Genomic DNA, 13,784 nt, shown 5'->3' on the forward strand with positions numbered 1-13,784 from the left:
TATACCACGTATTAGGCATAAAACTTCTTCAATGCTGTCTTTAAAAACTGCTTAAAGTGTATTGGAATGATGACAAACAAAGCCACTCCGCTATTGAAGTCTGGATTCAACTTCCGATAATACTGGATCTCTAACTTATCACTCGTTGCAAAAGAGGTTAATTCGGCTGCCGAGTAATTGCTGGACCGATTGACTGAAACTAGGCAACGTAAAGGCTCAGCAGAGCTCAAATCACCATCAGAGTTAAAAAGATCAAAGACCTTCTCTGGCGCGGGATGATGAGGGTGAGGCCATATAATCCCGGTGTTTTTAGCTATTGCACGATACATGGCTGGACTTAGCATTGTGTCCGCATAATAGATCTTTTTCCACGGGCGACGTAGCCAGCACTTAAAACTTTCAGATAGAGAAAATACAAAAGTATTATCACCTTTTCGGTATTGAGGGATAAATCCAGCAGAGGCTCGAATTACGATCATTGTTGATTCGTCGCTGAACGTAAGTAGACAGTAGCCTACTAGGTTACCTTGGTCGAAATAGAGTCTCAGTCTACGTTCAAATGCGTCTGAACTATCGAAGTACTTAGCGAGATACGCTTCTGGTGTGATGTTGGAGAAACTAATTTTTATTATGTGAATAATTGCTTGTCGTTCAGACTCAGATAGCCATAGCTTTGTTTGAGTTAAATCCTTGAACTCTAATTTCATCGCTAAGATACTCCTTCTAAGCTTTGAGTGTCTGTGAAAGACTATTCCGCGCTAATTTTGTCTTTTATTTCGTAATGGATCTGCTTCTCTACTTTTTTTATATCGATCCCAGCTTGGCTAAAGCCCCTCTTGATAGCACTAGAGACGTCAAGTTGACCTTCTCCGGTTAAAAAGTGTGTTCTCGCTTGATGGGTTTCAAATACGCAGATAATGTTTAAGCTCTGTGGAAAAGAAGAATATTTGACCGTATGAGTCACCCATAGAAAGCCATCGTAGCTTTTTAATGTGTCCTCACAAACGTCGGTTAACACCTCTCTGATTTGATTTTCGATTTTCTTATCTGATTTACGCATACCGCCAACTTCCTAATCAATACCTTTACAACCGCTTTGGCTAGAATGGTCTCAAATAATATTGAGCATGCCCCAAATGCCAAACGCTTATAGTATACCCAAGTGACTTCAAAGTGCAGGGTTCAGAGCGATATCACAGTGTTGAGTTCAAGGAAAATAACGCAGCGAAATAGTCATCTCTTACCAAGTTGTTGGTATATACCCAAGTAATATTGAGCTTGCTATCTTTCCTTTTTTAGTACTTTCAACGATACTTTGCGCTTTAATTTTCAAGCGGAAAACCTCATGACTCAAGCTAGTTCTGTTGTCGTGCTCGATTTTGAAACCACAGGCCTTTCTCCAAATATGGGCGATCGCGCCATTGAAATCGGTGCGGTTAAACTTGTTGATGGTCAAGTTGTCGATAGTTTCCAACGATTAATGAATCCTGGTTTTCGAGTGAGCACCTTCATCGAAGGCTATACAGGTATCACCAATAATATGTTGCGTACAGCGCCGAGCTGCGATGAGGTCATGACCTCGTTCAGCCAATTTATTGCGGGAGAGAATCTTATCGCTCACAACGCCTCCTTCGATAAGCGATTTCTGGATGCGGAGCTAGAGCGAGTCAACTGCGGTTATTCTGGCGAGTTCGCTTGCTCATTATTAGTCGCAAGGCGGCTCATTCAAGATGCCCCCTCACACAAACTTGGTGAGTTGGTTCGCCACCGAAATATTGAAAACGACGGCGTATTTCACCGCGCTTTGGCCGATGCACAGGTAACGGCAAAGTTGTGGCTGCTAATGGTAGAAGAGCTTGAGCAATACGGCATTACCTCGCCAAGTTTTACATTTATGCAGAGAATCAGTAAAACAGCCAAAAGCAAAGTGGATCAGCTACTTGCCAACCATCGGGCTTAAAACTCTAATGCCCAAGTGTGCTGGTGTTACTGGTGCGCTTTTTAGATGACTAGATTTTCAAATCGTTGCCTTGCCTGTCAAGCAAGCCACTCTTGCTGAACCTAGCATCTTGAGGTTACTTGGACATAAAGCCCCCTTAATTTCCCTTTCTTGATGATGTCTTACCGCATGATTGTTTTGTTTTATCAAACAGACTTTTCTAACAGGCTTGTTTTTCTGATGTAATGATTAGGGTAAATTTGTCCTTGTTTATATGTGTTGCATATAAAATCCTTGCCTTGCCTGTAAAGCAAGCCATTCTCGCTGAACCTAGCATCTTGAGGTTACTTGGTTATATCAACGTCTTGAGATTTCTTTGACAGGAAAAGAAATACAATGGGTTGGTTTTGTTGAGGGTATATCTGGGGTGGTATCAAAGTTTTCATCGCGCCCCTGTGCGAATAGAGAGTAGAGCGGAGCCATTTATGTTTTCAAACGTGTCGATAAAAGCCAACTTAGCCAAAGACCATCATAATTTTTACCAGAATATTTTAGGGATGACACTCACTGATCAAGGGTGGGGGTTTGAGAATCAGGGAGCGCGTTTATCCTTTACCCATATTCCCGAGCCTTATCAAACTCAATCTGACGATTTATTTTGGAAAATTGGTATTACGGTCGTCAATCTTGATCTCGCGTGCCAGTGGTTACGTCAACAGGGTTTTTTTGTCACTGAACCAAGACAGTTTAGAGATATTGGTTACCTTGCACACCTGAGTGATCCAAGCGGCATGACGATCGAGTTATTACAGACCACGTTCTCGAATTCATCGCCATCAACGACACTCTTTCACCCGATAAGCTCTGGTGCGACAGTAGCCCATATTAGTATGAGGTGTCACGATAAGAAGCAAATGATGTCGTGGTGTCAACAGCAAGGTATGGTACTGAAATCTATCCAGCCAGCGCTTGATTTTGGGTTTACCTTGTATTTCTTCAGTTGGGTGGATGAGACACTGCCTGAACCAGAACTAACCTCTGTCGCTAATCGTGAATGGTTGTGGCAGCGTCCTTATACCTTGTTAGAGTTTCAGGTGATTGATAATGCTCCCCCTTTTCTTGCGCCAGAAGAGAACAAAAGTGGTCTGTTTGAAATTGCAACAGAGAGTGGACTGATTATCAACGGCAGAAGTCTTATAGAGGCAGGGTTAGCTCGGTAATAATCACCATTTTTTAAAGAGTTAATGCTGTGACGCCCTTTTCCTTGCCTATGCGGCTCAGGTTTACCAACTCGTCTTACGTGCTCGGTGTGAGCTGCAAAATATGTGGCTAATACAGAGCGGTTTGATGCCCAAGTACATGGGGAGCCGCGCTTTTTTTGTTCATAGAAAATCTCGGTAAAGAAGCGCATAAACAAGAGGTGAACATTCGCTAGATATTGGTCACATCTTTTGTTAGAATTCCGCGATTCTCACTTGATGAATACAGTTAAAGGAAGGCTTATGAAAGTGATCGAGGGTGGCTTCCCAGCGCCAAATGCAAAAATTGCTATCGTTATTTCTCGTTTCAACAGTTTTATTAACGAAAGTCTATTGTCTGGTGCAATCGATACTTTAAAACGCCATGGTCAAATTAGCGAAGACAACATTACTGTTGTTCGTTGTCCTGGTGCGGTTGAGCTTCCTCTTGTTGCACAGCGCGTAGCAAAAACGAAGAAGTACGATGCAATTGTTTCTCTTGGCTCGGTTATTCGTGGCGGCACACCTCACTTTGAATACGTGTGTAGTGAGTGCAACAAAGGTCTTGCCCAAGTTTCTCTGGAGTACAGTCTTCCAGTGGCGTTTGGTGTTTTGACCGTTGATACCATAGATCAGGCTATTGAGCGTGCCGGAACCAAGGCTGGTAATAAAGGTGCAGAGGCTGCACTGAGCGCGCTTGAGATGATAAACGTTCTTTCAGAAATCGATTCCTAATGGGGGCCAGTGTGAAACCAGCCGCACGTCGTAATGCACGCCGATTTGCTTTACAAGCAATCTACTCTTGGCAAATAACTAAAGAAAATGTTGCCAATATTGAAGAGCAGTTTTTATCGGGAGATAAGTATGATGAAGAAGAACATCATGCCCAAGAGCCCGCTCTCTCTACACCAGATACGGATGTTGCTTACTTCAGAGATCTTCTGACCGGAGTTGTGCTTAGTCATACTGAATTGGATAGTAAAATTCGCCCTTATACCGCACGTCCAATGCAAGATTTGGATATGATGGAACTGGCGCTACTTCGTTTGGCGATGTATGAAATGACGCGTCGTGAAGATGTGCCTTATAAAGTCGTGATTAACGAAGCTATCGAATTAGCCAAAGTGTTTGCAGCAGAAGAGAGCCATAAGTTCGTCAATGGGGTCTTAGATAAAGCTGCACCACATGTTCGTAAAAAGTAATCCCCAAATTTGAAAAAAGGTCAGCACTCGCTGACTTTTTTTTCGTTTGTACATTTTAGTGTCCTTGAAAGAGAATATTTAGACCATGGTTGGTGAATTTAATCTGATAGAGAAATACTTTGTAGCAAGGCAACATCCCCGTAAGGACGTTGTCTTGGCGGCAGGCGATGATTGCGCGCTGGTAAAAGCGCCCAATGATGTGGCGATTGCGATTAGCACCGACACTTTAGTGGCGGGAACCCACTTTTTAGTTGATGCCAATCCTGCTTGGGTTGCGCATAAGGCACTTGCCTCCAATATCAGTGATCTGGTGGCGATGGGAGCCACACCAGCATGGGTATCTCTCGCACTGACTATGCCAGAGGTTGATGAGGCTTGGTTAGAACCATTTTGTACTGCTTTTTTTGAATTAGCCGATTATTACGGTATTCAATTGGTTGGAGGCGACACCACCAAGGGGCCGCTGAGTATCACTTTAACCGTGCATGGTTTGGTTGATGCCAATAATGCGTTGCGACGCGATGGTGCGAAAGTGGGGGATTGGGTCTTTGTGACAGGCAATCTTGGAGACAGCAGGGCAGGATTAGATGTTATATTGAATCCGGATTTGTGTCATAGACCACATGCCCAGACCTTGGAAAAAGCGCACTATCTTTCAACACCAAGAGTATTAGTTGGTCAGGCCTTATTGGACTTTGCAACCTCTTCAATCGATCTATCCGACGGCCTTATTTCTGACATTAAACATATTTTGCATCGCTCTGATGTGGGCGTTAGTATTGATATAGCAAAGCTTCCTACCTCTGAACATCTTGAGCTATTTTTGAATGATCCAACACTCGCCAAGCAATACGCTTTATCAAGCGGGGAAGAGTATGAATTGTGCTTTACTGTACCTGATGAACTCAAAGAAAACTTGGACAGTCGGTTAGCTCATTGTGGTGTCAAAGTTACCTGTATTGGTCAAATACGCAGTAAGGGCGTTTTTGATATTCATTATTCTGGCCAGCCCATCGAGTGGGAGGTTAGTGGCTATGATCATTTTAAATAGAAAGGCTTTGAGATGAAGGCTCCATTATCATTTATTTCACTTAAAAACCCTTGGCACTTGATGGCGACGGGCTTTGGTAGTGGTTTATCTCCAGTGATCCCAGGCACAATGGGAACGCTCGCTGCGATCCCACTTTATCTTCTTTTGGTGCAGTTATCCTTAAGTGGTTATATTGTCGCAGTGGTCATTGCCTGCCTATTAGGCATTAAAATTTGCCAAGTGACTTCGGATGATATGGGAGTACATGATCACGGCTCTATTGTCTGGGACGAATTTGCAGGTTTTTGGATCACCATGCTTGTTGTTCCATTATTCAATCAACCAACAACAGAGTGGAAATGGCTACTGACCGGATTTGTGTTATTTCGCTTTTTTGACATGGTAAAACCATGGCCGATCGGTTGGTTGGATAAACGGGTACATGGTGGCCTTGGAATTATGCTTGATGATATCGTCGCGGGCGTCATGTCTGCGATAGCACTTTACCTCATTGGTAAATACCTAGCCTGGTTTATTTGATTCAAAGATAGGGGAGTGCTTTCCCCTTTCTCTTACTTAAAGCGTCAAGGTGGATTAGGCCACCATCACTTCATTTTTTCTAGATCGGCTTCAATCTCAGCAATTTTACTGGTTACTACTTTCTCTAGGTGTTTCAAATCAGACAGGATTTTTCCTTTAATGTCTGTTTCTGATAGTTTTTGTGGTTTGGTGATTTTATTCAGCTCATCAATGACCAGGGTTAGGTTACGGTTGATTTCACTGACTTCTTTATATTGATGGCTACCACTATCGACAAGGACATTTTTAACTTGGCGTGGGTATTTGAATTTAACGCTTTTGGCGAACAACTCCCCTTTTTGTTTGTGGAAGTAAATCTTCAACACGTCTTTGTGGGCTTCTTGACGTAATGCGTAGCGCTCAATTTTTTCGGGTTCGTGGATCCCCAAACTGTTTAGGTGTGTATACATAGACGGCCTCTGTGTGATGATGACTTCTTCAAACTGGCGCTCCGGATCTGGAACAATCAGATTAGAATAATTTAGCAGTCAAGTGGCAGACTAGATAGAAGATTTGCTGCTTAAGTTGAGAACTTGTGCTCGTGATCGACTAAGTCTTGCTCAGGAGCTTATTATCGACCTTAGTGAACTGTTTCAACAAGGCTTCCTTTAATCTTGTTTCTTCGAGTTCACTTAATTTCCCTTTTTCTTCCCCTGTGATAATAAATAGATCTTCTGCTCTTTCACCTATGGTTGTGATCTTAGCGGCATGCAGATGAATACCCAGTTCTGAAAAGGTAGCGCCTATTTTTGCGAGTAGTCCCGGTGTATCAAGCGCGATAAATTCCAGTAAGGAGTGTTTTTGATGCTTGGTTGGCAGGAACTCTGCTCTTGTCTTGACCTTAAAGTGCTGTAAGTTTTTTGGTGCTCGACGTGCTTTAATTTTTAATGGCTTAGAATCGGCAAGAGCTTTGGTGATGTTTTTAACAATGGTTTGTTGGCGGTTTGCTTCAAGCGCTTTGCCTTTGTTGTCTAGTACCATAAAAGTATCGAGAATAAACCCATCTTTACTGGTCATGACTTGCGCATCGTGGACATTTAAATTGCGTCGATTGAGTTCAGCGACAACGCGAGCAAACAGTGCCTGTTGATCTTTGCTGTAAACAAAGACCTCGGTTCCCCCGCGGGTGGCATTTTTTGAGACAAGAACCAAAGGTGCAGTGTTATCTTGGTGATTGACGATATGGCGCGAGTGCCAAGCGATTTGTTGATGTGTATGACGGAAAAAATAATCCGCTTTGAAGCGCTGCCAAAGTCGTTCCACATCATAGCTATTGATGCCTTCTTTACGAAGTATCGCAATGGCCATTTGCTGATTGTGTCTTATGCGTTCACGGATATCGACCGGGTTCTCTAAGCCGCGCCTAAGTGCGCGTTGGGTAGAATAAAATAGCTCAGCAAGCAAGGTACGCTTCCAACTGTTCCATAGCGCTGGGTTGGTCGCACAAATATCGGCAACGGTTAAACAAACCAGGTACTCGAGTCTTTCTTCATCACGCACTTGGCGTGCGAATTCGGTAATGACTTCGGGATCGTGGATATCTCTTCTTTGAGCGGTGACAGACATCAATAAATGATACCTGACCAGCCAGCCAACTAGGTTTGCCTCAGGTTTTGAAAGGCCGTGCTCAATACAAAATTCGTACGCTTCTCCCTCACCAATGATCGAGTGATCGCCTTTCCTACCTTTACCAATATCATGAAAAATTGCAGCGATAATCAACAGCTCTTTCTTCTGAATACGAGGAAAGAGCTCGCAGCATATTGGGTGTTTGTCACGATTGTTGGGATCGTTGAACATATTGATATGATTGAGTAACCTTACACTGTGCTCATCAACGGTATAAACATGAAAGAGGTCAAATTGCATTTGGCCCACAATCTGGCTCCATTGCGGTAAGTAGGCAGAAAGTACCCCCAGCCGGTGCATCAAACGAAAAGACTTGTGTAGGGCATTTGGGTGACGGCAGAGCTCAAGGAAGGTCTGTCTCGCTTTGGGAATGGTGTGGAGAAATTTGTTAAGTCTTCTTCGAGCGGTACGGAGCTGACGCATAGTACTGGGCGCAACGCCTTCGATCGTTGAATCGTTAGCGATATGCAGGAACATATCTAAAATGGTTTCGGGGCGAGACTGAAATAAAGCGGGCATTTTAGCTTCAATAAGGTGGCCCCTGCGCTGAAAGTCGTCATTCAAAGGTTCAATATCTGCTTGGATATCATTATTTAATATCGCTTGATCGAAAATTTTAAGCAGCATTTTGTTGAGTTCAGCCACACGCCTTACCGTGCGATAGAAGGCTTTCATCATCATTTCAACGCCTTTATTACCTTCACCTTCGAAACCGAGGTAATGGGCAATTGAAGGTTGATGCTGAAAGGTTAAACGATTGTCGTATCTTCTAAGCTCAATGTGTAAAGCGAAACGCACTCGCCACAAGAATTCCTGACATTCAACTAATTCCCGATACTCGGCATCAGTTAGAAAGCCATAACGGCTCATCTCCAGTAATGAGGTTGCTCCAAAATGTCTTCTCGCGATCCAGCTCAGGGTGTGTATGTCTCGCAGCCCTCCGGGGGTTGATTTTATATCTGGTTCAAGATTATAAGCGGTATCATTATACCTAGCGTGACGCTGGCGTTGCTCGTCTAGCTTTGCTTGATAAAATGTTTCACTGGGCCAAAATAAATCAGAATGGACGATTCCTTTTAGCTGAAGAAAGAGATCTTCACAGCCTGTTATAAATCGAGCTTCTTGCAAGCTTGTGGCAACCGTCAGATCGTCTTTACCTATGGTTGAACATTCATGTAATGTGCGAACTGCATGCCCGACGGATAAATGTAAGTCCCATAACGTGGTGATGAATTGCCCTACCACATCTGCAGTTTTCTGCTCAAGTGTTTCTGGAGATATGATAAGAATATCAATGTCAGATAACGGGTGTAGCTCACCTCTCCCATAGCCACCGACAGCAATCAGGCTGATGTTTGTTTGCTGAGAGAGATCGTATTGAGACCATAGGTTCTGTAATACAGTATCAATAAATTTGGCTCGTCCGAACACTAACTCTGAGACGGGGTGTCGTTTGACAAATAACTCTTTTTGTCGCGCAGAAAAGTCACTTAATTGTAATTTGAGATCGTCAATCGATTGGCTTTGAGCAGAACTTGAAGAGCGAGATGACATACAGCGATTCCATGCATTAATAAGCGAGCTTGTTCCAATTTAGCAGATTTATCACGGATAAAAAATATCCCCCAGTTGGGGGATATTGAATGTGGTTATAGATTGTTCATCATTCTTGGAATGGTGTCATCACTGCGCAGTGTCATAACCTCACACCCAGTTTTAGTAACTAACACCGTGTGTTCATATTGCGCTGATTTTTTACCGTCACCAGTGTAAACCGTCCAATCGTCTTCAGCGTCAACCGTTACACCAAATTTACCCGCATTGATCATCGGCTCTATGGTAAAACACATACCTTCTTTCAAGACGCGGCGATCGCTGTTTTTATAGTGAACAATTTGTGGTTCTTCATGGAATTCATTACCGATGCCGTGACCACAAAAATCTTTAACAATTGAAAACTTATTACGAGGGTTTTTCTTGTTATTGTCTTTAATGTATTTTTCTATTGCTGTGCCTATGTCGCCGACTGTTGCGCCAGGTTTGACTTTGCGCATTCCAATATATAGGGCTTCTTGAGTAACCATACACAAACGTTTGTCGGCAGGGGATACATCTCCAACCAAAAACATCTTTGAGGTATCACCGTGGTATCCTTTCGGGCGAGAGGAGAGATCGGCATCTTTATCATCTGGGATGATAACCGTGATATCGACATTAATAATATCACCGCTTTTTAAAACAGCTGGCTTTAACTGGCCATTGCTGCCGATTTCATCTTCAGAAGCAGGCACTCCGTGACATACGATGTGATTAATCGATGTGCAGATGGACTTTGGAAAACCATGATAGTCGAGAGGTGCAGAGTATGCGCCTTTCTCTAAGCCATATTCATGGCAAATTTGATTCAGTTCATCGGTTGTTACCCCTTCCTTGATGTGGGGCTCAATCATTTCGAGAATTTCAGCGGCTAAAGCGCCAGCAATTCGCATACGTTCAACTTCTTCAGCTGTTTTGATTTTGATTGACATGGGTTTCTCTATTTAATTCTGGAGAATATACCCAGCATCTTGAGGCGACTTGGGTATAACCTGTTGCAAATGCACTTATTCTATCAGGAAGCAATGATGATGAGAATGTTTACGCGACTTCTATTCTGACATGACGAAACCAGCAATCCACTTCTTATCGAGGTGGAAGTATTTTTTTCTAGCCAAAAGCAGGCTTTCTATGGTATAAAGCGCGCCTGAATAGTGGTCAGTTTTCTCTGCTTTAAACCTATAAAGTCTGCGAAGCTTGCTACATTCTAAATACTATATTTTTAAATCACACACATTTCGACACATATTCCGGGGTGCCAATGAAAAATTGGTCGGAATTATGGGGAATGTGGAGGCCTAACCCCATAGAGGAATTTAAAATGGCAACTGTATCAATGCGCGATATGCTTAAAGCTGGTGTTCACTTCGGTCACCAGACTCGTTACTGGAACCCAAAAATGAAGCCATTCATCTTTGGCGCTCGTAATCGAGTTCATATCATTAACCTGGAAAAAACTGTACCTATGTTCAACGAAGCTCTAGCAGATCTTGCTAAAGTTGGTGAGAAAAAAGGTAAAGTACTTTTCGTAGGTACTAAACGCGCTGCATCTGAAGCTGTTAAAGAAGCTGCAATCGCGAGCAACCAGTACTACGTAAACAACCGCTGGTTGGGCGGTATGCTTACAAACTACAAAACGGTTCGCCAGTCTATCAAACGTCTAAAAGAGCTTGAAGGTCAATCTCAAGACGGTACGTTTGACAAGCTAACTAAGAAAGAAGCTCTAATGCGTACTCGCGAAATGGAGAAGCTAGAGAAATCTCTTGGTGGTATCAAAGATATGGGCGGATTGCCTGATGCTCTATTCGTAATCGATGCTGATCACGAGCACATCGCGATTAAAGAAGCGAACAACCTAGGTATTCCAGTATACGCAGTGGTAGATACAAACTCTAACCCAGACGGCGTTGACTACATTATCCCAGGTAACGATGATGCTATCCGTGCAGTACAGCTTTACCTAAACGCTGCAGCTGCATCAGTGACAGAAGGTCGTAACAAAGACGTTGCAGAAGCTGCTGAAAAAGACGGTTTCGTAGAAACTGAGTAATAGTCGCTCCTAGTCACACTTAGCATCTTGTGTAATCTGATTATTACACAGACTAAGTTATAGTTATCAGCAGGGGCCGTATAAAAGGGCCCCTGTTTCTTATCAAATTCAGAATCAACCGAGGAATAGAGAATGGCTGTTACTGCTGCTCTAGTTAAAGAACTGCGCGAACGTACTGGCGCAGGTATGATGGAATGTAAAAAAGCGCTAGTTGAAGCGAATGCTGACATTGAACTAGCGATTGAAAACATGCGCAAATCTGGTGCAGCAAAAGCTGCTAAGAAAGCGGGCAATGTTGCAGCTGAAGGCGCGATCATCATTAAAGAAGAAAATGGTGTTGCTGTACTTCTTGAAGTTAACTGTCAAACTGACTTCGTTGCTAAAGATGGTAACTTTACTGCGTTCGCAGAAAAAGTAGCGGCAGAAGCTCTTACTTCTAAAGCAACCGTTGAAGCACTTGTTGACCAATTTGAAGAAGAGCGTGTTGCTCTTGTGGCAAAAATTGGCGAAAACATCAACATCCGTCGAGTTGCTTACATTGAAGGTGCAGCAATTGCTTCTTACCGTCATGGTGAGAAAATTGGTGTTGTTGTTGCTGGTGAAGGTGATGCTGAAACACTTAAGCACGTTGCAATGCACGTTGCAGCTTCTAAGCCAGAGTACGTTAACCCAGAAGATGTACCTGCTGACGTAGTTGCAAAAGAGAAAGAAGTTCAAGTTGAAATTGCTATGAACGAAGGTAAACCTGCAGAAATCGCTGAGAAGATGGTTGTTGGCCGTATGAAGAAATTCACAGGCGAAATCTCTCTGACAGGTCAAGCGTTCATCATGGAGCCAAAGAAAACTGTTGGCGAAATGCTTAAAGAGAAGAGCGTATCAGTTGCTAACTTTGTTCGCCTAGAAGTGGGTGAAGGCATCGAAAAAGCAGCAGAGATGAGCTTTGCTGAAGAAGTTGCTGCTGCTCAGAAAGGTTAACCTTTAGAGTTATGCACAAAGTTTAGACCGTAGCCAAGGCTGCGGTCTTTTTATGACTATAGTAATGAACCGTTAGCCGTCATGGATAAGAATTTTCGAGTCCTTATCCATGACTGTTAATAAAACTCTCTTTTGGAAGGTAAACTCCATGACAACTAACCCTAAACCAGCCTATCAACGTATTCTATTAAAACTCAGTGGTGAAGCACTACAAGGTGAAGAAGGTTTCGGTATTGACCCTGCAATCTTAGATCGCATGGCACAAGAGGTGAAGGAACTGGTTGAACTCGGTGTTCAAGTTGGTGTCGTTATCGGTGGTGGTAACTTGTTCCGTGGTGCAGGCCTTGCTGAGGCTGGTATGAACCGTGTGGTTGGCGATCATATGGGTATGCTGGCTACAGTAATGAATGGCCTGGCGATGCGAGATGCGCTACATAGAGCTTATGTTAACGCTCGTGTTATGTCTGCAATACCTCTTAAAGGGGTTTGTGATGATTATAACTGGGCTGATGCTATACGTGAGCTTCGCCAAGGTCGAGTTGTCATTTTCTCTGCGGGAACCGGTAACCCATTTTTTACTACGGATTCTGCAGCTTGTCTCCGCGGAATTGAGATAGAAGCCGATGTGGTTCTAAAAGCAACAAAAGTAGATGGTGTATTTACCGCTGACCCAGTAGCAAACCCAGACGCAGAACTGTATGATAAGCTGTCGTTCAATGCTGTTCTTGAAAAAGAGCTCAAGGTTATGGACTTAGCTGCGTTTACTTTGGCGCGTGACCACAAAATGCCAATTCGCGTGTTCAATATGAATAAACCAGGTGCATTACGTCGCGTGGTAATGGGCGAAGAAGAAGGTACGCTAATCAGCGACGCAGAGTAATTCCAACCTACCGTAGCATGACGTTTGCAACGGTATTGCATCTTGAAGACCCTCAAGGGCTTTCTTCAAGAAAGGTATATATATTAAGGTGATATTGTGATTAACGAAATCAAACAAGACGCTCAAGAGCGTATGGAAAAAAGCGTAGAAGCGCTGAAAAACAACCTTTCTAAAGTAAGAACAGGGCGAGCGCATCCAAGCTTACTGTCTGGTATTTCAGTTGAGTACTATGGGGCTCCGACTCCTTTAAATCAGGTAGCAAACGTCGTTGCAGAAGATGCGCGTACATTGGCTATTACAGTATTTGATAAAGAGCTGACTCAAAAAGTTGAGAAAGCGATTATGATGTCTGATCTGGGGCTAAACCCAATGTCTGCGGGTACTATTATTCGTGTACCACTTCCACCATTGACAGAAGAACGTCGTAAAGACCTAGTGAAGATCGTTAGAGGTGAAGCTGAGGGTGGGCGTGTTGCTATCCGCAATATTCGTCGTGATGCTAATGGCGATTTAAAAGCACTCCTAAAAGAGAAAGAAATCTCAGAAGATGAAGATCGTAAAGGTCAAGATGAGATTCAAAAGTTGACTGATGCTGCTGTTAAACAAGTTGATGAAGTTTTAGCAGCGAAAGAAAAAGAGTTGATGGAAGTCTAAAATTCCAGAATC

Annotated in this window: 15 protein-coding genes; 10 read left to right on the plus strand and 5 right to left on the minus strand. The window is 43.2% G+C overall.

The genetic code is table 11. The features are described 5' to 3' along the window. Window positions 1–11 precede the first annotated feature (11 nt). Both RH40_RS12680 and RH40_RS12685 read right to left on the minus strand, forming a co-directional pair. Complete coding sequence (locus RH40_RS12680) at window positions 12–707, minus strand: hypothetical protein (RefSeq protein WP_009601941.1); 696 nt, start codon at window positions 705–707, stop codon at window positions 12–14. 41 nt (window positions 708–748) lie between these two features. Next, window positions 749–1,060, minus strand: a complete 312-nt coding sequence (locus tag RH40_RS12685; protein WP_009601942.1) for a hypothetical protein — start codon at window positions 1,058–1,060, stop codon at window positions 749–751. A 285-nt stretch (window positions 1,061–1,345) separates the two neighbouring features. On the opposite strand from RH40_RS12685, the gene RH40_RS12690 reads away from it, so the two are divergent. The 6 genes from RH40_RS12690 to pgpA all read left to right on the plus strand — a co-directional run bounded on the left by RH40_RS12690 (window position 1,346) and on the right by pgpA (window position 5,949). Further along, on the plus strand, window positions 1,346–1,960 hold the full coding sequence (locus RH40_RS12690; protein WP_009601943.1) for a 3'-5' exonuclease: 615 nt from the start codon (window positions 1,346–1,348) through the stop codon (window positions 1,958–1,960). 464 nt (window positions 1,961–2,424) lie between these two features. Further along, a complete protein-coding gene (locus RH40_RS12695; protein WP_009601944.1) occupies window positions 2,425–3,159 on the plus strand; it encodes a VOC family protein in 735 nt (244 codons plus the stop codon). A gap of 282 nt (window positions 3,160–3,441) precedes the next feature. After that, window positions 3,442–3,912, plus strand: a complete 471-nt coding sequence (ribH, locus tag RH40_RS12700; RefSeq protein ID WP_009601945.1) for a 6,7-dimethyl-8-ribityllumazine synthase — start codon at window positions 3,442–3,444, stop codon at window positions 3,910–3,912. Beyond that, a complete protein-coding gene (nusB, locus tag RH40_RS12705) occupies window positions 3,912–4,379 on the plus strand; it encodes a transcription antitermination factor NusB (RefSeq protein WP_009601946.1) in 468 nt (155 codons plus the stop codon). Before ribH ends, nusB begins: the two co-directional genes overlap by 1 nt. A gap of 85 nt (window positions 4,380–4,464) precedes the next feature. Further along, the gene (gene thiL, locus RH40_RS12710) at window positions 4,465–5,430 is read left to right on the plus strand and encodes a thiamine-phosphate kinase (RefSeq protein ID WP_009601947.1); all 966 of its coding nucleotides are present in this window, start codon (window positions 4,465–4,467) and stop codon (window positions 5,428–5,430) included. Window positions 5,431–5,442: 12 nt separating this feature from the next. Then, a complete protein-coding gene (gene pgpA, locus RH40_RS12715; RefSeq protein ID WP_009601948.1) occupies window positions 5,443–5,949 on the plus strand; it encodes a phosphatidylglycerophosphatase A in 507 nt (168 codons plus the stop codon). A gap of 65 nt (window positions 5,950–6,014) precedes the next feature. Here pgpA and RH40_RS12720 read toward each other — a convergent pair whose 3' ends face one another. The 3 genes from RH40_RS12720 to map form a co-directional block, all read right to left on the minus strand. After that, window positions 6,015–6,398, minus strand: a complete 384-nt coding sequence (locus RH40_RS12720) for a DUF3461 family protein (RefSeq protein ID WP_009601949.1) — start codon at window positions 6,396–6,398, stop codon at window positions 6,015–6,017. 139 nt (window positions 6,399–6,537) lie between these two features. After that, window positions 6,538–9,171, minus strand: coding sequence for a bifunctional uridylyltransferase/uridylyl-removing protein GlnD (gene glnD, locus RH40_RS12725; RefSeq protein WP_009601950.1), 2,634 nt, complete (start codon window positions 9,169–9,171; stop codon window positions 6,538–6,540). A gap of 95 nt (window positions 9,172–9,266) precedes the next feature. Then, window positions 9,267–10,145: a type I methionyl aminopeptidase gene (map, locus tag RH40_RS12730; RefSeq protein WP_009601951.1), complete on the minus strand. Its 879-nt coding sequence runs from the start codon at window positions 10,143–10,145 to the stop codon at window positions 9,267–9,269. Window positions 10,146–10,534: 389 nt separating this feature from the next. Between map and rpsB the strand changes: the two genes are divergently transcribed. The 4 genes from rpsB to frr all read left to right on the plus strand — a co-directional run bounded on the left by rpsB (window position 10,535) and on the right by frr (window position 13,772). Continuing rightward, the gene (rpsB, locus tag RH40_RS12735; RefSeq protein WP_009601952.1) at window positions 10,535–11,263 is read left to right on the plus strand and encodes a 30S ribosomal protein S2; all 729 of its coding nucleotides are present in this window, start codon (window positions 10,535–10,537) and stop codon (window positions 11,261–11,263) included. Window positions 11,264–11,395: 132 nt separating this feature from the next. Continuing rightward, the gene (gene tsf, locus RH40_RS12740) at window positions 11,396–12,238 is read left to right on the plus strand and encodes a translation elongation factor Ts (RefSeq protein WP_009601953.1); all 843 of its coding nucleotides are present in this window, start codon (window positions 11,396–11,398) and stop codon (window positions 12,236–12,238) included. A 148-nt stretch (window positions 12,239–12,386) separates the two neighbouring features. Further along, complete coding sequence (gene pyrH, locus RH40_RS12745) at window positions 12,387–13,118, plus strand: UMP kinase (protein WP_009601954.1); 732 nt, start codon at window positions 12,387–12,389, stop codon at window positions 13,116–13,118. Between the two features lie 96 nt (window positions 13,119–13,214). Continuing rightward, window positions 13,215–13,772 carry a ribosome recycling factor gene (gene frr / locus RH40_RS12750; protein WP_009601955.1) on the plus strand — a complete coding sequence of 186 codons (558 nt, stop codon included), beginning with the start codon at window positions 13,215–13,217 and terminating at the stop codon, window positions 13,770–13,772. Window positions 13,773–13,784 lie beyond the last annotated feature (12 nt).

It is taken from the genome of Vibrio caribbeanicus ATCC BAA-2122 (assembly GCF_000165125.1).
Classification (GTDB): domain Bacteria; phylum Pseudomonadota; class Gammaproteobacteria; order Enterobacterales; family Vibrionaceae; genus Vibrio; species Vibrio caribbeanicus.